20 protein-coding genes are annotated in these 21,218 nt (G+C 64.9%); 8 read left to right on the top strand and 12 right to left on the bottom strand.

The features are described from left to right. On the bottom strand, positions 1-1,650 hold the full coding sequence (gene ettA / locus RAD10_RS12410) for an energy-dependent translational throttle protein EttA (protein ID WP_091966139.1): 1,650 nt from the start codon (positions 1,648-1,650) through the stop codon (positions 1-3). A gap of 234 nt (positions 1,651-1,884) precedes the next feature. Here ettA and RAD10_RS12405 point away from each other — a divergent pair, with 234 nt between their 5' ends. Both RAD10_RS12405 and RAD10_RS12400 read left to right on the top strand, forming a co-directional pair. Next, positions 1,885-2,100 (top strand): hypothetical protein, encoded by a 216-nt coding sequence (locus RAD10_RS12405; protein WP_104464444.1) that lies wholly within the window; start codon positions 1,885-1,887, stop codon positions 2,098-2,100. Between the two features lie 143 nt (positions 2,101-2,243). Continuing rightward, positions 2,244-3,206 (top strand): D-2-hydroxyacid dehydrogenase family protein, encoded by a 963-nt coding sequence (locus RAD10_RS12400; protein ID WP_461617697.1) that lies wholly within the window; start codon positions 2,244-2,246, stop codon positions 3,204-3,206. Between the two features lie 91 nt (positions 3,207-3,297). On the opposite strand, the gene RAD10_RS12395 is transcribed toward RAD10_RS12400, so the two are convergent. Next, a complete protein-coding gene (locus RAD10_RS12395; RefSeq protein WP_461617894.1) occupies positions 3,298-4,500 on the bottom strand; it encodes a L,D-transpeptidase in 1,203 nt (400 codons plus the stop codon). Between the two features lie 369 nt (positions 4,501-4,869). On the opposite strand from RAD10_RS12395, the gene RAD10_RS12390 reads away from it, so the two are divergent. Then, the gene (locus RAD10_RS12390) at positions 4,870-5,643 is read left to right on the top strand and encodes a hypothetical protein (protein ID WP_461617696.1); all 774 of its coding nucleotides are present in this window, start codon (positions 4,870-4,872) and stop codon (positions 5,641-5,643) included. 69 nt (positions 5,644-5,712) lie between these two features. On the opposite strand, the gene sseA is transcribed toward RAD10_RS12390, so the two are convergent. From sseA to RAD10_RS12375, 3 genes are all read right to left on the bottom strand, one after another. Beyond that, the gene (sseA, locus tag RAD10_RS12385; protein WP_461617695.1) at positions 5,713-6,567 is read right to left on the bottom strand and encodes a 3-mercaptopyruvate sulfurtransferase; all 855 of its coding nucleotides are present in this window, start codon (positions 6,565-6,567) and stop codon (positions 5,713-5,715) included. A gap of 202 nt (positions 6,568-6,769) precedes the next feature. Beyond that, a complete protein-coding gene (locus tag RAD10_RS12380; RefSeq protein WP_018318589.1) occupies positions 6,770-7,183 on the bottom strand; it encodes a rhodanese-like domain-containing protein in 414 nt (137 codons plus the stop codon). 44 nt (positions 7,184-7,227) lie between these two features. After that, positions 7,228-8,403, bottom strand: coding sequence for a vWA domain-containing protein (locus tag RAD10_RS12375; RefSeq protein WP_461617694.1), 1,176 nt, complete (start codon positions 8,401-8,403; stop codon positions 7,228-7,230). A gap of 123 nt (positions 8,404-8,526) precedes the next feature. Between RAD10_RS12375 and RAD10_RS12370 the strand changes: the two genes are divergently transcribed. Further along, a complete protein-coding gene (locus RAD10_RS12370; protein WP_018318587.1) occupies positions 8,527-8,772 on the top strand; it encodes a GlsB/YeaQ/YmgE family stress response membrane protein in 246 nt (81 codons plus the stop codon). Positions 8,773-8,867: 95 nt separating this feature from the next. Beyond that, positions 8,868-9,710, top strand: coding sequence for an AAA family ATPase (locus RAD10_RS12365; protein WP_461617693.1), 843 nt, complete (start codon positions 8,868-8,870; stop codon positions 9,708-9,710). A gap of 891 nt (positions 9,711-10,601) precedes the next feature. On the opposite strand, the gene RAD10_RS12360 is transcribed toward RAD10_RS12365, so the two are convergent. The 4 genes from RAD10_RS12360 to RAD10_RS12345 form a co-directional block, all read right to left on the bottom strand. Further along, on the bottom strand, positions 10,602-12,248 hold the full coding sequence (locus RAD10_RS12360; RefSeq protein WP_461617692.1) for a GMC family oxidoreductase: 1,647 nt from the start codon (positions 12,246-12,248) through the stop codon (positions 10,602-10,604). 16 nt (positions 12,249-12,264) lie between these two features. After that, positions 12,265-12,858 carry a GNAT family N-acetyltransferase gene (locus tag RAD10_RS12355; protein ID WP_461617691.1) on the bottom strand — a complete coding sequence of 198 codons (594 nt, stop codon included), beginning with the start codon at positions 12,856-12,858 and terminating at the stop codon, positions 12,265-12,267. A 193-nt stretch (positions 12,859-13,051) separates the two neighbouring features. Further along, complete coding sequence (locus tag RAD10_RS12350) at positions 13,052-13,978, bottom strand: SMP-30/gluconolactonase/LRE family protein (RefSeq protein ID WP_461617690.1); 927 nt, start codon at positions 13,976-13,978, stop codon at positions 13,052-13,054. 140 nt (positions 13,979-14,118) lie between these two features. Next, positions 14,119-14,952 carry an AraC family transcriptional regulator gene (locus RAD10_RS12345; RefSeq protein ID WP_461617689.1) on the bottom strand — a complete coding sequence of 278 codons (834 nt, stop codon included), beginning with the start codon at positions 14,950-14,952 and terminating at the stop codon, positions 14,119-14,121. A 174-nt stretch (positions 14,953-15,126) separates the two neighbouring features. Between RAD10_RS12345 and RAD10_RS12340 the strand changes: the two genes are divergently transcribed. Next, the gene (locus RAD10_RS12340; protein ID WP_461617688.1) at positions 15,127-16,230 is read left to right on the top strand and encodes a mandelate racemase/muconate lactonizing enzyme family protein; all 1,104 of its coding nucleotides are present in this window, start codon (positions 15,127-15,129) and stop codon (positions 16,228-16,230) included. 9 nt (positions 16,231-16,239) lie between these two features. Here the strand turns inward: RAD10_RS12340 and RAD10_RS12335 are convergent, their stop codons facing one another. Further along, a complete protein-coding gene (locus RAD10_RS12335; RefSeq protein ID WP_461617687.1) occupies positions 16,240-16,593 on the bottom strand; it encodes a hypothetical protein in 354 nt (117 codons plus the stop codon). A gap of 183 nt (positions 16,594-16,776) precedes the next feature. Between RAD10_RS12335 and RAD10_RS12330 the strand changes: the two genes are divergently transcribed. Beyond that, positions 16,777-17,001, top strand: a complete 225-nt coding sequence (locus tag RAD10_RS12330; RefSeq protein ID WP_091966320.1) for a hypothetical protein — start codon at positions 16,777-16,779, stop codon at positions 16,999-17,001. A gap of 279 nt (positions 17,002-17,280) precedes the next feature. Here the strand turns inward: RAD10_RS12330 and RAD10_RS12325 are convergent, their stop codons facing one another. Beyond that, on the bottom strand, positions 17,281-17,937 hold the full coding sequence (locus tag RAD10_RS12325; RefSeq protein WP_461617686.1) for a glutathione S-transferase family protein: 657 nt from the start codon (positions 17,935-17,937) through the stop codon (positions 17,281-17,283). A gap of 159 nt (positions 17,938-18,096) precedes the next feature. Here RAD10_RS12325 and RAD10_RS12320 point away from each other — a divergent pair, with 159 nt between their 5' ends. Then, positions 18,097-19,320: a polyhydroxyalkanoate depolymerase gene (locus RAD10_RS12320; RefSeq protein WP_461617685.1), complete on the top strand. Its 1,224-nt coding sequence runs from the start codon at positions 18,097-18,099 to the stop codon at positions 19,318-19,320. A gap of 30 nt (positions 19,321-19,350) precedes the next feature. On the opposite strand, the gene RAD10_RS12315 is transcribed toward RAD10_RS12320, so the two are convergent. Next, complete coding sequence (locus tag RAD10_RS12315; RefSeq protein ID WP_461617893.1) at positions 19,351-21,180, bottom strand: sensor domain-containing diguanylate cyclase; 1,830 nt, start codon at positions 21,178-21,180, stop codon at positions 19,351-19,353. Positions 21,181-21,218 lie beyond the last annotated feature (38 nt).

Genomic DNA, 21,218 nt, shown 5'->3' with positions numbered 1-21,218 from the left:
TCACCGCGTCAGCTTCTTGTACTTCACGCGGTGCGGAATGATGCTGTCCTGGCCGAGCCGGCGCATCTTGTCCTTCTCGTAGTCCTGGAAGTTGCCTTCGAACCATTCGACATGGCTGTCGCCCTCGAAGGCCAGCATGTGGGTCGCGATGCGGTCGAGGAACCAGCGATCATGGCTGATGATGACGGCGCAGCCGGCAAAATCCTCCAGCGCCTCTTCGAGCGCGCGCAGCGTGTCGACGTCGAGGTCGTTGGTCGGCTCGTCGAGCAGCAGGACGTTGGCGCCGGACTTCAGCATCTTGGCGAGATGCACGCGGTTGCGCTCACCGCCGGAGAGCGCACCGACCTTCTTCTGCTGGTCGGCGCCCTTGAAGTTGAAGGCCGAGCAGTAGCCGCGCGAGTTCACTTCCTTCTTGCCGAGCAGGATCAGCTCGTTGCCGCCGGAGATCTCCTCCCACACGTTCTTGTTGCCGTCGAGCGCGTCGCGGGACTGGTCGACATAACCGAGATGCACGGTCTCGCCGACCGTGATGGTGCCCTTGTCCGGCGTGTCCTGCTTGGTGATCATCTTGAACAGCGTGGTCTTGCCGGCGCCGTTGGCGCCGATCACGCCCACGATGCCGCCGGGCGGCAGCTTGAAGGTGAGATCGTCGATCAGCAGGCGATCGCCGAAGCCTTTGCTGAGGCCCTCGAAGTCGACCACGTTGGCGCCGAGCCGCTCGGCAACCGGAATGATGATCTGCGCGGTCTGCGTCTGCTTCTCACTCGCCTGCTTGAGCAAGTCTTCGTAGCGCTGATAGCGCGCCTTGGATTTGGCCTGACGTGCCTTCGGTGACGAGGCGACCCATTCCTGCTCGCGCGCGAGCGTCTTCTGGTGCGCTGCGTCCTCGCGTCCCTCCTGCTCCAGCCGCTTCTGCTTCTGCACCAGCCAGGATGAGTAGTTTCCCTCGTAGGGAATGCCCTTGCCGCGATCGAGCTCGAGGATCCAGCTCGTGACGTTGTCGAGGAAGTAGCGATCGTGGGTGACGATCAGGATGGCGCCGGGATAGTTGCGCAGATGGCCTTCCAGCCACGACACCGATTCGGCATCGAGATGGTTGGTCGGTTCGTCCAGCAGCAGCAGTTCGGGCTGGTCGAGCAGCAGCTTGCACAGCGCGACGCGGCGGCGCTCACCGCCCGAGAGCTTGGTGACATCGGCATCGTCGGGCGGGCAGCGCAGCGCGTCCATGGCCTGGTCGACCTTGCTGTCGAGATCCCAGAGGCCCTGGGCCTCGATCTCGTCCTGCAGCTTGGTCATCTCGTCGGCGGTTTCCTCGGAGTAGTTCATCGCCAGCTCATTGTAGCGATCGAGGATCGCCTTCTGCTTGGCGACGCCCAGCATGACGTTCTCGCGCGCGCTGAGTGCCGGATCGAGATGCGGCTCCTGCTCGAGATAGCCGACGCGGGCACCCTGCGCGACCCAGGCCTCGCCGTTATACTCCTTGTCGAGGCCAGCCATGATCTTGAGCAGCGTCGACTTGCCCGAGCCGTTGACGCCGAGCACGCCGATCTTGGCGTCCGGGTAGAACGACAGATGGATGTTATCGAGCACCTTCCGGGTCGGGTAGCTCTTGGTCAGGCCCTGCATGAAATAGATGAACTGGCGCGCCATCGGTCCCGAAAACCTTCGATTTGAGGAAATTTGCTTAGCCTGCGATGTAGCGATCCCGTCCCCAAAGGGCAACGTTTTCCGTCCGTTCACCACGGATGAATACGGGACGGACACCATCCGGCCACCGATCCGGACAATTGAAACCATCTTTTAATAAATCAGGCCGAAAGCTCGGTTTCGCGCGGAAACAGCGCCACCCGCTCAGAACGAACGGGAGCACAGCGAGGCCGCATCATGGCTCTGATCGAGACCAATTCACTTCCTGTTCCGGCAGAAGCCGGCCACGTCTCCGGGCTGGTCTCGGAGGTCATGGGATTCTGGAAGCGCTTCTTCGCCACCGCCTTCAATCCCTACCGGCCCGAACTGCACTACATGCGTGGCCCCGGTCCCGCCTGGCGCGCCAAGCACGGCATGGATGCGCCGTTCCGCCTCAAGCCCCGCGACCTCTGAGCGCCTCCTTCCTATCGGACTTTTGAAGACGCAAGCGGCTTGCGCGCCGTCCTGATTGCGCGCAACCATGGTCTGGTCCCGACGACGGCGCTCGCCCAGCGCCCTCACCTCTCGCCATCAACCCTGGCCCTGGATGAACGCTGATGAGCCGGCTGCGCTGTGCAATTCTCGACGACTATTTCAACCTCGCGCTCGACGTCGCCGACTGGCAGAAACTGTCCGACCGCGTCGACGTCACCGTGTTCAGCCATCCCCTCGCCTCCGAACAGGCCGCAGCCAGCGCGCTGGCCGATTTCGAGATCATCTGCGCAATGCGCGAGCGGACGGCATTCCCGAAGAGCCTGTTCGAGAGCTTGCCGAAGCTGAAGCTGCTGCTGACGTCAGGCATGCGCAATGCCGCGATCGACATGGACGCCGCCAAGGCGCGCGGCGTCACCGTCGCAGGCACGCAATATTCGCGCGATCCCACGGCACCGCTGACCATGGGCCTGATCCTGGAGCTGACCCGCGGCATCGGCCGCGAGAACGCGCGCATGCATGCGGGCGAGCCCTGGCAGACCTTCGCCGGCATCGAGATCGAGGGCATGACGCTCGGCATCGTCGGGCTCGGCAAGCTCGGCAGCAGGATGGCCGGGATCGCCAAGGCGTTCGGCATGAACGTGATCGCCTGGAGCCCGAACCTCACGCCGGAGAAATGCGCGGCGGCCGGCGTCGGCTACGCCACCAAGGAGGAGTTGTTCGCCAAGGCTGACATCGTCACCATCCATGTGGTGCTGAGCGAGCGCTCGCGCGGGCTGGTCGGCGCCGCCGATCTGGCGCGAATGAAGCCGACGGCGTTCCTCGTCAACACCGCGCGCGGGCCGATCGTGGACGAGCAGGCGCTGCTCCAGGCGTTGCAGCAGCGCAAGATCGCGGGCGCCGGCATCGACGTGTTCTCGGTCGAGCCGCTGCCGGTCGACCACCCCTTCCGCAACCTCGACAACCTCGTGCTGACGCCGCATCTCGGCTACGCCACCGAGGACGGCCTGCGCATCCATTACGGCCAGATGGTCGAGGCGATCGACGCCTTCACCGGGGGCCGCGAGCTGCCACGGAAGCTGGCCTGAATGACCAAGCTCGCCTGAATGACGCGGATCTTAAAAAAACTGGGGCGTGCCGATGGCACGCCCTTTTGCAATCTGAATATTCTCGAGGCGCTTAGCGCACGGTGACCGGCGCGGGCAGCGGCGGCACCACGGTCGGCTGGGTGCCGGGGACCGGACCGGCCTGGGCGGCCATCGGAGCCGGACCGGCAGCAACGGGCGCGGGCGCGGCGGACGCCGTCGCCGTTCCCGGCGGCGGGCCACCCGGCATCACCACCACGCGGGTGCCGACCTTGACGCGATCGAACAGGTCGGAGACGTCCTCGTTCAGCATGCCGATGCAGCCGGACGAGACGAACTTGCCGATCGTCGAGGGCTGGTTGGTGCCGTGGATGCGGTAAACGGTCGAGCCGAGATACATCGCGCGGGCGCCGAGCGGATTGCCGGGGCCGCCAGCCATGAAGCGCGGCAGATAGGGCTGGCGCTCGATCATCTCGGTCGGCGGATGCCAATCCGGCCACTCGGCCTTGCGGGTGATCTTCTGCACGCCGGTCCAGGTGAAGCCGTCGCGGCCGACGCGGACGCCGTAGCGGATCGCACGGCCGCCTCCGAGCACGTAGTAGAGATAGGTGTTGGGCGTATCGACCACGAGCGTGCCGGCCGGCTCCTTGGTCTGGAACGAGACCTCCTGGCGGCGCAGGTTTTGCGGCAACTGCACCGGCGCAGCATCGGGCTGCTCCTCGGGCGGCAGCGCGGCCATCGTCATTGGCCGGCCATCGGTGCCGACGGGCGGCTGTCCGGCCTGGACCGTTCCGGTCGCGGCGGGACCACCAACGGCCTCCGGCGGACGCATGCCGTCACCGGCGGCAGCCTGCCCCTGCTGGCCCGGACGATTGGCGTAGATCACCGGCGGCGGACCGGCGGGGCGGCCGTAGCGGGGATCGTCGGGCGACATCACGGGGCCCTGCGACGGGGCGGCCGAATAGACCGGCGCCCCAGTCGGGCGGCCATAACGCGGATCATCCGGCGACATCACCGGACCCTGCGGCGGCGCTGTCGAGTAGACCGGGGGAGCGCCGACCGGGCGGCCATAGCGCGGATCGTCGGCCGGGCCGGGCGGCGGCAACGATGCCTGCGGCATCGCGTCGTCGTCATCTTCCAGCGCGTCGAAATTCGGCGTGCGGTCGCCGGGCCGATATTCGGCCGGGGCGCCGTAGCTCGGTGCCTGCTGAACCGGATAGCTCTGAGCCTGCGCGAGCGAGGTTCCCGCCGCAGCGACTGTTGCGGCAGCGCATATCGTCAGAAAGTGTTTGATCATCATCGCTCTTGTATAGTCCCCAAGCCCGATCGGACCGTTAACGGCCAGATGGCCGAAGATAGCGGCACATTCAAGACATATCAGGCTTATTTGCGCCGGACCTGCCGATTTGTGATCCGCAAGACTACCGTTGCTCCGTTGCATCACGGGGCGGAAATCAGCTCGTGGCGTCAATTGCCGGAGTCTTCGGCCCCGTTTTTTGCGGAACGGCTCGGAATCGTTGCGGTATGTTCGAATCAGCCTGATTCGCCGCCCATTTGAGCTCCCGATCCCCGCGTGGCGAACGCGGCAAACAGTACCGTCACCGCGTTCAGATGGCTCTTGGGCCCTGGCCTCTTCGCCGCCGGGGCGGAAATTCGCAATCGCTCGATGCTTCCCGGCTTTCGCTTCCTGTTTGCCGCGATCCTGCTGTCAGTCTCCATCCTGGTGTTCGGCCTGGGCGCCGCCGCACTGCTGCGGGCGAGCCACGAGCAGTATGTCAGCAACCCCTCCTGGCGGAACGGCCCGCAGGAGCAGGTGTTCGCGCAGGCTCCCGAGCCGGCCCAGCCGGTGCTTGCGGTCCTCCGCGCGGAGCCGGAGCTGACCGCCGAGCCCGAGCCGTCGCTGCGCGACAAGGTGCCGACCATTGGACTGCCCGAAAGCGAGCCCGACCAGGTCGCCGTGCTGACGACCGAGACCGAGGCTCAGTCCCAGGTCGCGGCACCTCCGGCTGACGTCCCGGTCGCCGAACCGGCCAAGGCCGAGACGACGACGGAGGCCGCAGCGCCGGCGCCCGCCGACACGCTCACCCCGGCCGACACCACGGCGTCGATCCCCGCGGCCGAGCCTGCCGCGACCGCCAGCGAGCCGGCGCCGGTCGATCCCAGCGCGGCCCTGGTCTCCTCCGCACTCGATGCCGCCTCGGCCAAGCTGGCCGCTTTGAACGAGCCGGCGACGACGGCCGTGAAGCATACGCCGGCGAAGCCCAAGACCGAGAGCAAGGCAGATACCAAGGCTGACGACAAGGCGACCAAGCGCAAGGCGGCGAAGGCGAAGAAGCGACACCGCGTGGTGCGACGTCCGCCGCCTCAGCAGTTGCAGCAGCAGCTCGATCCGTTCGGCCAGCCTCAGACCTTCGCGACGACGACCACGCGCACGCGATGATGCGCTTGCTTTACCTCGCCCCGCTTGCGGGGAGGGAGCGCACCTTCAGCGCGGCGATATCCGAATGACTCACGCCGGACCGGTCGCGATCGGCGGGCCTTTTTCCTGGCCCCATTCCGACCACGAGCCGTCATAGAGCGCGGTGTCGGTGATCCCCAGGCGATAGAGTGCGAGCGTCAGCACGCCGGCCGAGACGCCCGAGCCGCAGCTCGTCACGATCGGCGCATCGAGCTTGACGCCGGCGCTGGTGAAGGCGGCGCGCAGTTCATCGAGCGGCTTCATCGTGCCGGTCGCGGCATCGAACAGCTGATTGTAGGGCACATTGCGCGCGCCGGGGATGTGGCCGGAGCGGATGCCTGCGCGCGGCTCGGGCGCGCGGCCCTCGAAGCGGTCGGCGGCGCGCGCGTCGATCACCTGCTCGGCACGGCTTTCGACATTGGCGATCAGCTGCTGCATGCTGCGCACGCGATTTGAATCGTAGCTCGCCTTGAACGTCGCCGGCTTCGGCTTCACCTCGCCGCTCTCGACCGCTCGCCCCTCGGCGCGCCACTTCTTCAGGCCGCCATTGAGGATGCGCACGTTGTTATGGCCGAAGGCCAGGAACATCCACCAGGCGCGGGGCGCTGCGACCCAGCCGCCGGCATCGTAGAGCACGACGGTGTCGCTGTTTCCGATGCCGAGATTGCCGATGTCACGGCCGAACTGCTCGGCGCTCGGATACATGTGCGGCAGCGGGTTGGAATGATCCGACACCGCATCGACGTCGAAGAACGCTGCGCCCGGCAGGTGCGCGGCGAGATAATCGTCCTTCGGCAGCGGCAGCACGCCCGGCAGTTTGAAGCTGGCGTCGATCACTTTGACGTTGGCATCGTTGATATGGGCGGCGAGCCATTCGGTGGAGACGAGGGGGTCGGTGGCGGTCATTGCTGTTTCCTTGTCATTCCGTGCGCTTGCAGCGCGAGCGAGCTGAAGCAGCGCGCGTCAAACTCCGCTGTCATCGCCCGGCTTGACCGGGCGATCCAGTATTCCAGAGGCGGTTGTGATTGAGCCGAGAGGCCGCGGCGTACTGGATTCCCCGCCTTCGCGGGGAATGACAGCATAGACCGGAGAGATAGCGGAGCACCCCTTACCCCTTCTTCTTCGGCTCCCACTGCTCGGTCGGCCCGCCGGCATCGCGCCAGGCGGCGTAGCCGCCGGCGATGTGGGCGACGGGCTTCAGGCCCATGTCCTGCGCGGTCTTGGCCGCGAGTGCGGAGCGCAGGCCCCCGGCGCAGTGGAAGACGAACTTCTTGTCCTCCTGGAAGACCGGCTTCGCGTAGGGGCTCTGCGGATCGATCCAGAACTCCAGCATGCCGCGGGTGCAGGCGAACGCGCCGGGGATGCGGCCGTCGCGCTCGATCTCGCGGGGGTCGCGGATGTCGACGATGACGACATCGCCGTTCTTGGAGATCTCGATGGCGTCCTTGGCGTTGAGCGTCTCGATCTCGGCATTGGCCTCGTCGATCAGCGCCTTGATGCCGCGGGTGATGTTTTGGGGCATGTGGTTCTCCCTCTTGTCGGCCACCGCGCGGACGGCGCGTGCCGCTAGTGCGTCAATTCCTTCATCGCACCCTCAAGCCCCTCGATCGTGATCGGATACATGCGATTGGCAAAAATGCGTTTGATGATCGTCGTCGATTCCGAATAATCCCAGTGCTTCTGAGCAACCGGGTTCAGCCACACCGCATGGGGATAGGTGCGGATGATGCGGTCGAGCCAGACCGAGCCCGGTTCCTCGTTGACGTGCTCGACCGAGCCGCCGGGCACCATGATCTCGTAAGGCGACATCGAGGCGTCGCCGACGAACACGATCTTGTAGTCGTGCGGGTATTTGTGCAGCACGTCCCAGGTCGGCGTGCGGTCGGTGAAACGGCGCTTGTTCTGCTTCCACACGCCTTCATAGAGGCAGTTGTGAAAGTAGAAATACTCCATGTGCTTGAACTCGCTCTTCGCCGCCGAGAACAGCTCCTCGACCTGCTCGATATGCGCGTCCATGGAGCCGCCGATGTCGAAGAACACCAGGAGCTTCACCGCATTGCGCCGCTCGGGGCGCATGTGCACGTCGAGATAGCCGTGATTGGCGGTCTCGCGGATGGTGGTGTCGAGATCAAGCTCATCGGGCGCGCCGGTGCGCGCGAATTTGCGCAGACGGCGCAGCGCCACCTTGATGTTGCGGATGCCGAGCTCGACATTGCCGTCCAAATCCTTGAACTCGCGCTTGTCCCACACCTTCACGGCGCGGTTGTTGCGGTTCTTCTCCTGGCCGATGCGGACGCCCTCGGGGTTATAGCCGTGGGCGCCGAACGGCGAGGTGCCGGCGGTGCCGATCCACTTCGAGCCGCCCTGGTGGCGGCCCTTCTGCTCCTCGAGACGCTTCTTCAGGGTCTCCATGAGCTCGTCCCAGCCCATGGCCTCGATCTGCTTCTTCTCTTCGTCGGTCAGGTATTTCTCGGCGAGCTTCTTCAGCCACTCCTCGGGGATCTCCGCCTTCTCCATGGCGTCGAGCAGGTTTTCCAGCCCCTTGAACACCGTGCCGAAGACGCGGTCGAACTTGTCGAGGTTGCGCTCATCCTTCACCAGCGAGGTGCGCGACAGGTAATAGAAATTCTCGACTGAATAATCCGACAGATCGGCGTCGAGCGCCTCCATCAGCGTGAGGTATTCGCGCAGCGTCACGGGGACCTGCGCGTCGCGCAGAGAAGTGAAGAATTGCAGGAACATGGGTGACAGATTGCCCGTCGGGTGGCTGACGTCAAGGGGCGGAGACCGTCGCGGGGTGCTGGACCGGGAAGCTTTTTGCTCTAGAATTGGGGCTCTCACGGGGTTGTTTTGGGGACGTTTGCAATGGGAATTGTCGCAGCGCTCATCATTGGCGCGATCGCAGGCTGGCTTGCGGGCAAGATTGTCCACGGGGCGGGATTTGGACTGATCGGCAACATCGTCGTCGGCATCATCGGCGCGCTGGTCGCAAGCTGGGTGTTGCCCCAGCTGCACATTCAGCTTGCAACGGGCACGGTCGGCGCCATCGTGGACGCCACCATCGGCGCGGTGATTGTGCTCGTCATCCTTTCGCTGATAAAACGGGTCTGAAAGCCTGACCGAACCAGGAACGGCCGCCACGAGCGGCCGTTCCCTTGTCGCGACCGGGGCCCGCGCCTCGCGCCGACGATTACCAAGGACACGCAATGAAATTTACCGGCACCAAGGACTATGTTGCGACCGACGATCTCAAGGTCGCCGTCAATGCCTCGATCGTGCTGGAGCGCCCGCTGCTCATCAAGGGCGAGCCCGGCACCGGCAAGACCGTGCTCGCGGAGGAAGTCGCGAAGGCGCTGAACGCGCCGCTTCTGACGTGGCACATCAAGTCCACCACCAAGGCGCAGCAGGGCCTCTACGAATACGACGCGGTGTCGCGCCTGCGCGACAGCCAGCTCGGCGACGCGCGCGTGTCCGACATCAAGAACTACATCAAGCGCGGCAAGCTGTGGGAAGCCTTCACCGCCGAGCAGCGGCCGGTGCTCTTGATCGACGAGATCGACAAGGCCGACATCGAATTCCCGAACGATTTGCTGCTCGAGCTCGACCGCATGGAATTCCATGTCTACGAGACCGGCGAGACGATCAAGGCCAAGCAGCGCCCGATCATGATGATCACCTCCAACAACGAGAAGGAGCTGCCGGACGCCTTCCTGCGCCGCTGCTTCTTCCACTACATCAAGTTCCCCGATGCCGACACCATGCATCGGATCGTCGACGTCCACTTCCCCAACATCAAGAAGCGCCTGGTGGAAGAGGCACTGCGCATCTTCTTCGAGGTGCGCGAGGTGCCCGGCCTGAAGAAGAAGCCGTCGACCTCGGAGCTGCTCGACTGGCTCAAGCTGCTGCTCAACGAGGACATGAGCGTCGAGCAGCTGCGCGAACGCGACCCGCGCAAACTGATCCCGCCGCTGCACGGCGCGCTGCTGAAGAACGAGCAGGATGTGCATCTGTTCGAGCGGCTGGCGTTTTTGAGCCGACGGGAAGTGTGAGCTTCTCGTGTCCCGGACGCGCTGCAGCGCGTCGCAAGATGCCGTAGGGTGGGCAAAGGCGCAAAGCGCCGTGCCCACCATTCCTGCGTGATGGATGCAGATCGTGGGCAGGCTACGCTTTGCGCACCCTACGATGTCCGCGCATGTGGCAACAGCTTCGCCATTTCAGTCGCGTTTTGAATCGCAGACACGCCTTCGCATCCTCGCGGCTCATCTCGCCCGAGCTTTGCTCCATTCCATCGCCCAAAAGAAAGAGGGCGCAGGGAAGGCCGGGTGCTGGCTCGCACCCGCGGTCTGCTGCGCAAAAGGCACACGCAGAAAACCGCACAGCAGCATACAGGTGGTGCCGAACACACGGCCTTCCCTGCGCGATGGTCGGACGGCTTATGCCGTGCTCTCCCGGGAGCCGAACTTTCCTTCTGGCCTCCCTCGCCCCTGCGAATTGACAATGCCGTCCACCCGGTTGGGCTCGCGCACATCTCCGCAAAGGCTTGACCGTAGCAACGACGGCCAGGACCACACGGTTTTGCCGTACGCGCTCAGCGCCGTTCGTCTACACGCGGCCTCGGGCTCACAGGGACTACCCGCCCTGCCCGCTACCTCTCGTGCCGACGCTGCCGCGTCCACCGCAACCCGGCCCGCGTTTCGAACGACTCGCGAACCGCCCCTCTTCGTCGGGCCGGGCTGCGTCGATGTATGCCGCAATTCCGAATTTCGGTAAAGTGGAATATTTTTGCGAGGAGGGGTTGACGAGCGGCGACACAGCCTGGCTCGTAGGGTGGGTTAGCGTCAGCGTAACCCACCTCTTTCGTTCCGCATCGGCAGAAGTGGTGGGTTACGCTGACCGGCTGCGCTTCGCGCGGCCATTCAGCTAACCCACCCTACGAAATCTCACGCCACCGCGGCGTCCGGAATCCTTGCGGCTTCCATCGGCTGCTTGCCGCGGATCAGATCCGAGGCGCGGTCGGCGATCATCATGGTGGAGGCGTTGAGGTTGGCCGAGATCATGCGCGGCATGACCGAGGCGTCGATGACGCGGAGGCCTTCGAGGCCGTGGACGCGGAGTTGGTCGTCGACCACCGCCCAGGTCGAATCCGCCGGGCCCATGCGGCAGGTGCAGCCGGGGTGGAAGGTGGTGGTGCCGCGCTCGGTGGCGGCGGCGAGGAATTCGTCGTCGGTATTGATGTTGGGACCGGGGAAATCCTCATAGGCGTAATAGGGCGAGAGCGGCGCGGACTTCAAAAGGCGCCGCGCGAGTTTCATGCCGCCGACGATGACGCGGCGGTCGAGCTCGGCGTCGAGATAATTGGTCTGGATGATCGGCGGCGCGAACGGATCGTTGGAGCGAATGCGGACATAGCCGCGGCTCTCCGGACGCTGCTGCCAGGACGCCACCGTCATGCCGGGCTCGTCCTCGAGCTGGCCCTGCACGCCTTCCTTGTAGCTTGCCGGCGTAAAGGTGAGCTGCAGGTCGGAACTGTCGGCGCTCTCGCCGGAGTGCCAGAAGCAATAGACCATGGTCGGCGACAGCGAGAGCAGGCCGCGGCGCGCGGTCGCCCATTTCAGCGCCTCGATCCACAGCGAGAAGCCGCGGCGAAGCTCGTTGATGGTCTTGATGTCTTTTACGCGCGCCACCGTGCGCGGGGCATAGTGGTCCTGCAGGCCCTCACCGACCGGCAGCGCGTGACGCACTTCGATGCCGTGAGCATGCAAGAGATCAGGCGAGCCGACGCCGGAGAGCTGCAGCAACTGCGGGGAATTATAGGTGCCGCCGGACAGGATCACTTCCTTGTTGGCGCGTACCTCCACCGGCGTGCCGCCGCGGCCGCCCTTGGTGTAGCGCACGCCGACGGCGCGCTTGCCCTCGAAGATGATCTCGGTCGCGTGCGCATGGGTGTGCACATGCACGTTCGGCCGCTTCATCGCGGGCTTGAGGAACGCGGTCGAGCCGGAGACGCGCAGGCCCTTGTCGATGGTGCGCTGGCAATAGGAGACGCCCTCTTGCTTGGCGCCGTTGTAATCGGGGTTGCGGGGAATACCGAGCGAGACCGCGCCTTCCATGAAGGCTTCGCACAGCGGATCGCGCCACTCCATCGTGGTGACGGTGAGGCTGCCGTCGCGGCCGCGATAGGTGTCCTCGCCCTCGCCCACGCGCTTCTCCAGCCGGCGGAAGTAGGGCAGCACGTCGGCATAGCCCCAGCCGCGATTGCCCATCTGCGCCCAGGTGTCGAAATCCATGCGCTGGCCGCGATTGTAGATGTGGCCGTTGATCGAGGACGAGCCGCCGAGCGTCTTGCCGCGCGGCGCATAGATGCTGCGGCCGCCGGTCCAGGGCCCCGGCTCCTGCTGGTAGGCCCAGTTGATGCTCTTCATGTGGAAGGTCTTGATGAAGCCCGCCGGCAGATGGATGTAGGGATGCCAGTCGGACGGGCCGGCTTCCAGCACGCAGACGCTGACGTTGGGGTCTTCGCTCAGCCGGCTGGTGAGCACGCATCCGGCAGAGCCCGCGCCGACGATCACATAATCAAATCTATCCATGGTGCCTCGGCCGCTCCTAGCGCGGCTTGTCGTTGAGTTGAAATTCCAGATGCGTCTGCACCGTCGGCCATTCGGCGGCGGTGATGCTGTAGACCACGGTGTCGCGCAGCGTGCCGTTCGGCGCGACCTGGTGGCTGCGCAGGACGCCATCCTGCTTGGCGCCGAGGCGCTCGATGGCGCGGCGGCTCTGGTGGTTGAAGAAGTGGGTGCGGAATTCGACCGCAATGCAGTTCAGCGTCTCGAAGGCGTGGCGCATCAGCAGCAATTTGCACTGCGTGTTGAGCGGGCCGCGCTGCGCGCTCTTGCCGTACCAGGTCGAGCCGATCTCGACGCGGCGGTTGGCGGCATCGATGTTCATGTAGGTCGTCATGCCGACGATGTTGCCGGCGGCGTCGAACACGGTGAACGGCAGCATCGAGCCTGAGGCCTGCAGCCCCAGGCGCCGGTCGATCTCCTTGCCCATATTCTCCGGCAGCGGGATCGCCGTGTACCAGAGCTTTGACAGGTCGCCGTCCTTCACGGCCGTCACCAGCCCGTCGAGATGCTGATGCGACAGCGGCTCGAGACGGGCGCGCTGTCCACGCAGGGTGATGGGATCGGGCCAGGGCATTTGGGGTCTCTCCTTGCGTCACTGTGCGGCGAGGCATTCCGGGTGCCAGATCCTCATCCTGAGGAGCGCGGAACGCGCGTCTCGAAGGATGAAGGCCCGGCTGGTGGCCTCGCCCTTCGAGACGCGCGAAGGGCGCGCTCCTCAGGGTGAGGGTCTGAGAGTTACCTCGCCTCTCGCACAATGACGGCTTGGCTCACTTGTTCAAAAAATTCAACGGCAATCCGCCACGCGGCCAGTCCATGGCGACCAGCTCGCCCTTGCCTGACAGCGTGATATAGGCGGTCTTCAGCTCAGGGCCGCCGAAGGCGATGTTGGTGGTGACGCGGTCGCCGGTCGGGACCTGCTCCACCAGCGTGCCGTCGGGCGCGATCACCGAGATGCAGCCGGAGACGAGGGTGGCGACGCAGACATTGCCGCCGGCTTCCACTGCGAGCGAGTCGAACATCTGGTAGCCGCCGAGGCCGCAGATCGGCTTGCCGCGCTCGCCGCGATAGATCACGTCGCGCGGCTTCAGCGTGCCGGGCGCGGAGAGCTCGTAGGCCCACAGCCGCCCGGTCGGCGTCTCCGCGATGTAGACGGTATTCTCATCCGGCGACAGCCCGATGCCGTTCGCCGGCAGGATGCCGTGCACGATCTCGACGAGCTCGGTCATCCCGGGCTTGAGATAGTACATGCCGCCGACGTCCATCTCGCGCGCGCGGCGCTTGCCGAGATCGGAGAACCAGAGGCCGCCCTGCTTGTCGAACACAAGATCGTTCGGGCCGCGCAGATCGTGCTCGCCGCATCTGGTGACGACGGTCTCGACCTTGCCGGATTGCAGATCGACGCGCTGGATCGAGCCGCCGAGATAATCGTCCGGCTGCGGACCCGGCATGATCATGTTGCGGGTCGGGATCCAGGAGAAGCCGCCATTGTTGCAGATATAGATCTTGCCGTCGGGACCGAGCGCGGCGCCGTTCGGGCCGCCCGGAATCTTCGCGACGATCTCCTTGCGGCCGTCGGGATAAACGCGGGTCAGGCGCTGGCCGCGGATCTCCACCAGCACCACCGAGCCGTCCGGCATCACGACCGGCCCTTCGGGAAATTCGAGGTCGGTGGCGAGAACACGGACGTCAGACATTGAGGGACCCTCCCGGCTGCTTGTTATGGCTTGCACGGGATGTCCGGCACGGGCCCCACACGCAAGATTTGCCTGCGGTTATGACAAAGTCACCCGGGCTTGCCAAGCAAGCGGGATGGTATGCCAGCGTTGCGGAAGCCTTAACGCTTCACCGGCAGCCAGATCTCGAAGCCGCCATTGCCGGTTGCGGGATCGAACGCCTCGTCGTAGCGCTCGAAGCTCGGCGCGTCCGCGGCCGTCAAACCCGAGGCGGGCAGCCATCGATTCCAGATCGTGTTGACGGTGCGGCGGATCGAGGCGACGTGCTCGGTATGCGCGAACACCGCATAGCGCTGCTCGGGAATGCGGATGCGGGCGAAGCGTCGCGGCAGGTCCGAGAACTCGGCGACCTCGACGCCGGCGATGTAGTCGAAATTGCCGGAATCGTCGCCGTTGCAGCAGACGCCGTAGGCGACCTGTCCGACCCTCGATGGAATATCGGCGACCTCCTGATGAAAGCGGTGCCACAGGCCGGGGATGACGGCGCCGTTCTCGCAAGAGATGCGCTCGCCGGGACCGGCGACGAGCAACGGCCGCGCGGTCTCGAAGCGCGGCGGGGCGAGTTGGTCGAGCATGGTGGAGTCCATGAGGATCGGCTCCTGAAGCTTGAGGTCATTGGCGCACATTGCCGCCCTGACCGCTTCGGGCGTGGTGCCGAATTGGTCGCGGAACGCGCGGGTGAATGCTTCGTGCGAGCCGTAATCGGCCTCCAGCGCCACGCTGAGGATGTTCGGCGCGCCGTTCGCGAGAAGACGCGCCGCCTCGGTCAGCCGCCGCGCGCGGACGTAGCGCATCACCGGAAGGCCGGTGGCTGCGGCAAACGCGCGCACGATGTGGAACCGCGATACGGCCGAGATCGCAGCGATCTCGTCGAGCGTCATCGGCTCGGCCAGATGGCTCTCGATATACCAGAGCGCGCGTTGCGCAGGGTTCATGGCGGCTCAACCCTCGTTCGAAGCGTGACGATGATGCGCCGTCAGCGCCGGCGTCGCTTGATCGGCATTGCTGTCCCCCGCGTGAGGATAGTCCGGGAATGGCCACTGGCAACGCCCCGGCGTTCGCGGCTAGACTGTTTCGAAACCGCTCACGAGAAAGAGGAACCCCACGTCATGGAAATCACCGATGTGCGGGCACACCATATCCGCATCCCCTATGACGCCGGCGTTGCGAGCTTCCGCCAGGGCGCATCCGCGATCACTGCGCTCGACATGGTGCTGATCGAGGTCACCACCGATGCCGGGCTGACCGGTTGGGGTGACGCCTTCGCCTATGTCTGCCCGCGCACCACGCGCAGCGCCGTCGAGGAGATGATCGCACCGCAGGCCCGCGGGCTGAAGGTGCCCGATGCGGCCGGCATCCCCGCCGTGATGGAGCAGATCCAGCGCAATCTGCATCTGTTCGGCCGCTACGGCATCACCATGTTCGCGATCTCAGGGCTCGACATCGCGCTCTGGGATCTTGCTGCCAAGGTCGAGGGCGTGCCCCTGCATCGCCTGCTCGGCGAGACCAGGCGCACGGCCATTCCCGCCTATGCGAGCCTGCTGCGGATCGGCTCGCCCGACAACATCGCGGCCGAATGCAGGACGGCGCTCGCGTTCGGCTATGGCGCAATCAAGCTGCACGAGACCACGGCGCCGGCGGTGTTCGCCGCGCGGGAGGCGATCGGGCCAGCCATTCCCCTGATGGTCGACATGAACTGCCCTTTGACCGCCGAGCAGGCGATCGCGTTCGCAACGACCTGCCGGGACGCGCGGCCGATGTTTCTGGAGGAGCCGGTGTGGCCGCCGGAAGACTTCGCCGCGCTCGCCGAAGTCCGCAGCAAAGGCGGGCTCGGCATCGCCGCCGGCGAGAATGCCTGCACGGAATATCAATTCCGCCAGATGATGCAGGCGGGCGCGGTGAGCCACGCCCAGCCGTCGGTGACCAAGGTCGGCGGCATCACGGAATTTCTGAAGGTCGTGGCGCTCGCCGATCAGCTCGGCGTCAAGATCGTGCCGCACTCGCCGTATTTCGGTCCGGGCCTGCTCGCGACGCTGCATCTCCTGGCGACACGCGACGATGGGCTGGTCGAGATGTTCTATCTCAAGCGCGAGGCCTGCCTCTGGGGCGGCCGCGCGGACAGCGATGCCACCGGCCATGTCGCGGTGCCCTCGGGCGTGGGCCACGGCTATGAGCCCGATCGGGACGTGATGGAGCGATATCGCGTGAGGTGATCGGCGCGCTTATTTCGCGTCCTTCGCCGCCGGCGCGTCCTGCTTCTTCTTCAGATCCTCGGCCGTCTTCACCTGGGCGGCCTGGAGATCGCCGAGCGTCTTCTGCAGGCCGGCGAGGTTCGTCTTCAACGCGTCGATCTGACGGTTTGCTGCATCCAGCTTCTGCTGGTGGTCGAGCGTGAGCTTGGTGATCGTCTTCTGCAGGAAGTCGACATTGCTCTGCAGGCAGCTGGTGCGCCGCTCCATGGTCTTTTCGACCGTGCAGATCTCGATGCCGGGCACGTCCTGCGCGTGCATCGGCGCATTCGCCAGCGTTGCGAGCAGCAATATCGCGAAACAAACGCCGGCGTTTCGAAGCAGCATGAAAGGTTCCTCGTCAGATCGATCACGGCAATGTGCGCTGTTTGCGCACAGCCACTCAAGGCTACCACACTCGCACCGCATTCTCGCGTTGAGCTTGCAGCGTTCCCTTGGACGGGGAACGATGATCCGCACGCGGAAGAAGTGGGCGCTGTTCCGCGGCTTTGTTTAGGGGAGATTTTTGGAATGGCAACGCGCGATAGACGACTGGCGGAATTCGACGGCGCCGGAGAACCACCGCCGGGCCTTGCGCTCGAAGTGCTGTGCGAGGATCACAGCGGGACCTACCAGCTGCCATTCGCCTGCCGTTATGTCGAGGGCCGCTGGCAGAACAACGAAGCCGGCATCGCGGTCGAAGCGACCGTCATTGGCTGGCGCCTGCCGCGCGTGAGGCAGCGCGGGGCCGCCTGACGCCCATCTCTGTTCCAAATTGCAACGGGGCCGCGCTCCGTCTTAACCTTCGGAACGCGGCCCGAACGAATCACGTCCGAATCAGCCGAACGGCTGCGTACGCAGCTGTTCACGGCTAGATGTCGATGCGGCTTGGCCGGTGCGTACAATATCTGCGCAGCCCGGTGGATGGCACGGGGCGCGCACGGGCGCCAAAGGTTAATCGCGACAAGGACATAGCTCGCGGGCCGCCCCGGCCGGCCCCCGCCCTCGAAACGAGCAGGGCTTCGCGCTGCCTGCCTAATATTCGACCTCGAGCTCCTCGATCTCGGCCGGCTCCTCCCTCGCCGCCGCGATCCATTCCTTCATCTCATCCATCGCCATGATGGTGTCGGCGTAGGCCTTCAGCTGCGGCTCGAGCTTGACGTCATAGGTGACGAAGCGCGTCACCACCGGCGCGTACATCGCATCCGCCACGGTGCGCCGCTCGCCGAACAGGAACGGACCGCCGGATTTCTCCAGGCAGTCGCGCCAGATCGACCAGACCCGGTCGATGTCGGCCTGCGCGCGCGACCAGATCTTGAAGCCGGGAAAATGTCCTTTCAGATTCACCGGCAGCGAGGCGCGCAAGGTGGTGAAGCCGGAATGGATTTCGCCGCAGATTGAGCGGCAATGCGCGCGCTGCACGCGATCATCAGGCAGCAGGCCGGCTGACGGCATTGCCTCGTTGAGGTATTCGGCGATCGCCAGCGTATCCCACACCACCGCACCGTCGTGCCGCAGGCAGGGCACCAGGATCGACGACGACAGCAAGAGGATTTCGGCGCGCGCCGACGGATCGTCCGGCGCGGTGACGATTTCCTCGAAATCGAGCCCGGAGAATTTCGTCAGCAGCCAGCCGCGCAGCGACCAGGACGAGTAGTTCTTGCTGCTGATGGTCAGTGTCGCCTTTGCCATATGGCCCCTTCCCTCACGCCTGGGAGCGCACTGCCGCGCGTGCGTGCCCCGTCCTTCCCGCCCAAAGAGCAGCAAGCGACGTGCCAATTTTCCCGGCGGTCCGGCCCCCATCTGGCTTCGATATTGCATCAAGACGGTGGGACAGGTGGGCACTTCAGTATGATGTCGATGTATTATCAGGCCTTTCAGAACCAGATGGACCTGACTGCGCCGTGGCGCGCGGGGGCTTCGTCCGCGCTCAGATTCCTCAATCTGGTGCCGCAGGGCATGTCGGACCAGGTCGTCGGCCGGCTGTCGGCCGCGCTGGAGCTGATCTCGCGCTCCACCCTCACCTATCATCGCCCGGCCTACGGCATCGACAGCGTCATGGTGGGCAATCGCGAAGTCGCCGTCACCGAGGAGATCGCCTACGCGACACCGTTCGGCTCGCTGCTGCACTTCAGGAAGGACGGCGTGACGGAGCAGCCGCGCATGCTGCTGGTGGCGCCGATGTCCGGCCATTTCGCAACGCTGCTGCGCGGCACCGTGCAGACGCTGCTGCAGGACCACGACGTCTACATCACCGACTGGCACAATCCGCGCGACATTCCGCGCAGCGAGGGCCGCTTCGGGCTCGACGACTACACCGAGCATCTGATCGACTTCTTAGGGCAGCTCGGCCCGCGCCCGCACATGGTGGCGATCTGCCAGCCTTCGGTGTCGGCGCTCGCGGCCGCCGCGATCATGTGCGAGGACAACCATCCCTCGCGCCCGGCGACGCTGACGCTGATGGCGGGGCCGATCGACACCCGCATCCAGCCGACCAGGGTCAACGAGTTCGCCAAGAGCAAGCCGATCGAATGGTTCGAGCAGAACCTGATCAACTACGTGCCAATGCAGTGCCGCGGCGCGCTGCGGAAAGTCTATCCCGGCTTCGTGCAGCTCACCGCCTTCGTCTCGATGAATCTCGAGCGCCACATCAAGCAGCACATGGATCTCGCCAACCACATCGCCAAGGGCGAGAAGGACAAGGCCGCGACCATCAAGACCTTCTACGACGAATATTTCGCCGTGATGGACCTGCCGGCCGAGTTCTACATCGAGACCGTGCGCGACGTATTCCAGGAGCACCTGTTGCCGCAAGGCAAACTGATGCATCGCGGCCGCCCCGTGAACACCAAGGCCGTCAGCCGCATGGGGCTGATGACGGTCGAAGGCGAGAAGGACGACATCTGCTCGATCGGCCAGACGCTCGCCGCGCAGGATCTCTGCACCGGCGTGCGCGCCTATCGGCGCGTCCACCACATGCAGGCCGGCGTCGGCCATTACGGCGTGTTCTCAGGCCGGCGCTGGAACAACGAGATCTATCCGCTGCTGCGGGATTTCGTGCACGTGAATTCGTGAGACCGCGCCGCGGCGCGCTGGAATTGCTCTTCAAGCCCGTATCGAGCCGGGCCACGCGACGACTTGCCCTGACATCACCAGGCGGTTGCGTCCGCCCTCCTTGGCGGCGTAAAGCGCCTTATCCGCAGCCGCTATCAGCGACGAGCAATCCGCCTTGTCGCCGAACGAATTATGTGTGGCGCCACCAATACTGAGGGTGACCTGCCTGGATGACGGGTTGAGCGCGTGCAGGATGCCGAGGTCCTCAATCGCCTGCCGGATTCGCTCGCCGACCTGCTCGCAACCTCCTGCGTCGGTATTCGGCAGCAGCAACGCGAATTCCTCACCACCGTACCGGGCCGCCACGTCTGCCGGCCGTCTGGCCTGCTGCGCCAGGACCCCCGCGATTGAGCGGAGACATGAATCGCCCGCTTGATGCCCGTACCGGTCGTTGAAGCTCTTGAAATGATCGACGTCCATCAGCAGCAGTGACAGAGGCGTTCCTTCCCGCCTGGCCCGGTCCCATTCCGCCTCCAGCCGCTCGTCGAAATGTCGGCGGTTTGCCAAGGCCGTCAGGCCGTCCGAACGGGCGAGAGCCGCCAGCCTATCCTCCAGATCCTTGCGTTCGGTCATGTCGCGCGAGATCGCCACCACGCCGTTGATGTGTCCACTCTGCGCACTCCTCGTGACGCGCAGTGCAGTTTCGACCCAGATCTCTTCCTTCTCACGATGACGGGTGCGATACGTGATTCTCGCCTCCTCGGCTTCACCGTTCATCAATGCGGAGAGCGTTTGCTCAACCCGGGCCAGATCCGCGGGATTGATGCCGGCGAGGGCTGATGTATCCACCAATTCGTTCGGAGCCCAGCCAAGGATTCGAGCGGTGGACGGCGACGCATAGAGGATCCGTCCATCGACTGCGACGCGCATGACCATGTCTCCCGACTGCTCTGCAAGGAGGCGAAAATCCGCCTCCTTGGCAACCAGGGCAGCGGCCATCTTCTGCCGCAGGTGCAACTGGCGCACCAGAAAGAGCCCGGCAACACCGAGCCCACCTGTCAGCGCCAGGACTGCGGCAATGCGCGTCAGCGCGGCTCTGCGCCAGGGGGCCAAGACGTCATCTTCCGATTCCGTAGCAACGAGGAGAACGGAGTAGCGGCTGCTGAGTTGATAGAAGCTCAGACGCCGAACGCCGTCGAGAGGCGACGTGAAATAGTAGACGCCCGCAGCCGGCCGCTCGCGAATAGTCTTGAAAAGCGGAGCACTCGACAGATCGCGGCCGGTGTATCCGTTGTCCGGGGTACGCGCGAGGACAATGCCTCCCGCGGTCGCCAGAGCGATTGAACCGTTCTGGCCAACGTCGAACCCGCGATAAAATTTTAGAAAATAGTCGACATCGATCGTCGTAAGGGCAACTCCGGCAAAACTGCCGTCAGGATGATTGAAGCGCCTTGACGCGGTGATGATCCATTGACCGCCCGATCTACTCTTCACCGGATTCCCAATGAAGGTCCCCCGGTCCGCCACGGCACGATGATGCTGGAAATAATCCCGGTCGCTGTTGTTGAGACTGGCGAAATCCACTGACTCGCTGGTTGCGAGCCAGCGGCCGGTCTCGTCGTAGATAAATACGGCGCGGATCCGGTTCGCGGCTTTGCGTCGGGTCAAAAAGGTCTGAATCTTGGCGATTGCCGTTGGCCCGGCTCCCTCCAGTTCGAGTTGACCAACCAGCACATTCAGAACGGTGTCCGCGAGTTCGAACGTGTCGTCCGCGTGTTGCGTCAGCGACCGGGCCAGACTGGCCATGTCTGTTTCGGAACCCTTCAGCACTGCCAGTCGCGAAGACCATTCCCGCCAGCCGCTGAGCGCGACAATCGCCATACAGGCGACCGCCACGAATGCCGAGACCCAGAACGTCA

The organism is Bradyrhizobium sp. 23AC (assembly GCF_054863025.1).
The sequence above is the reverse complement of the archived record's forward strand: the minus strand, read 5'-3'. Positions and strand labels throughout refer to the sequence as shown.

Bases quoted from the DNA above. Each gene is read 5' to 3' on its own strand.
- ettA (WP_091966139.1), bottom strand. From the start codon at position 1,650: ATGGCGCGCCAGTTCATCTATTTCATGCAGGGCCTGACCAAGAGCTAC.
- RAD10_RS12405 (WP_104464444.1), top strand. From the start codon at position 1,885: ATGGCTCTGATCGAGACCAATTCACTTCCTGTTCCGGCAGAAGCCGGC.
- RAD10_RS12400 (WP_461617697.1), top strand. From the start codon at position 2,244: ATGAGCCGGCTGCGCTGTGCAATTCTCGACGACTATTTCAACCTCGCG.
- RAD10_RS12395 (WP_461617894.1), bottom strand. From the start codon at position 4,500: ATGATCAAACACTTTCTGACGATATGCGCTGCCGCAACAGTCGCTGCG.
- RAD10_RS12390 (WP_461617696.1), top strand. From the start codon at position 4,870: ATGCTTCCCGGCTTTCGCTTCCTGTTTGCCGCGATCCTGCTGTCAGTC.
- sseA (WP_461617695.1), bottom strand. From the start codon at position 6,567: ATGACCGCCACCGACCCCCTCGTCTCCACCGAATGGCTCGCCGCCCAT.
- RAD10_RS12380 (WP_018318589.1), bottom strand. From the start codon at position 7,183: ATGCCCCAAAACATCACCCGCGGCATCAAGGCGCTGATCGACGAGGCC.
- RAD10_RS12375 (WP_461617694.1), bottom strand. From the start codon at position 8,403: ATGTTCCTGCAATTCTTCACTTCTCTGCGCGACGCGCAGGTCCCCGTG.
- RAD10_RS12370 (WP_018318587.1), top strand. From the start codon at position 8,527: ATGGGAATTGTCGCAGCGCTCATCATTGGCGCGATCGCAGGCTGGCTT.
- RAD10_RS12365 (WP_461617693.1), top strand. From the start codon at position 8,868: ATGAAATTTACCGGCACCAAGGACTATGTTGCGACCGACGATCTCAAG.
- RAD10_RS12360 (WP_461617692.1), bottom strand. From the start codon at position 12,248: ATGGATAGATTTGATTATGTGATCGTCGGCGCGGGCTCTGCCGGATGC.
- RAD10_RS12355 (WP_461617691.1), bottom strand. From the start codon at position 12,858: ATGCCCTGGCCCGATCCCATCACCCTGCGTGGACAGCGCGCCCGTCTC.
- RAD10_RS12350 (WP_461617690.1), bottom strand. From the start codon at position 13,978: ATGTCTGACGTCCGTGTTCTCGCCACCGACCTCGAATTTCCCGAAGGG.
- RAD10_RS12345 (WP_461617689.1), bottom strand. From the start codon at position 14,952: ATGAACCCTGCGCAACGCGCGCTCTGGTATATCGAGAGCCATCTGGCC.
- RAD10_RS12340 (WP_461617688.1), top strand. From the start codon at position 15,127: ATGGAAATCACCGATGTGCGGGCACACCATATCCGCATCCCCTATGAC.
- RAD10_RS12335 (WP_461617687.1), bottom strand. From the start codon at position 16,593: ATGCTGCTTCGAAACGCCGGCGTTTGTTTCGCGATATTGCTGCTCGCA.
- RAD10_RS12330 (WP_091966320.1), top strand. From the start codon at position 16,777: ATGGCAACGCGCGATAGACGACTGGCGGAATTCGACGGCGCCGGAGAA.
- RAD10_RS12325 (WP_461617686.1), bottom strand. From the start codon at position 17,937: ATGGCAAAGGCGACACTGACCATCAGCAGCAAGAACTACTCGTCCTGG.
- RAD10_RS12320 (WP_461617685.1), top strand. From the start codon at position 18,097: ATGATGTCGATGTATTATCAGGCCTTTCAGAACCAGATGGACCTGACT.
- RAD10_RS12315 (WP_461617893.1), bottom strand. From the start codon at position 21,180: ATGGCGATTGTCGCGCTCAGCGGCTGGCGGGAATGGTCTTCGCGACTG.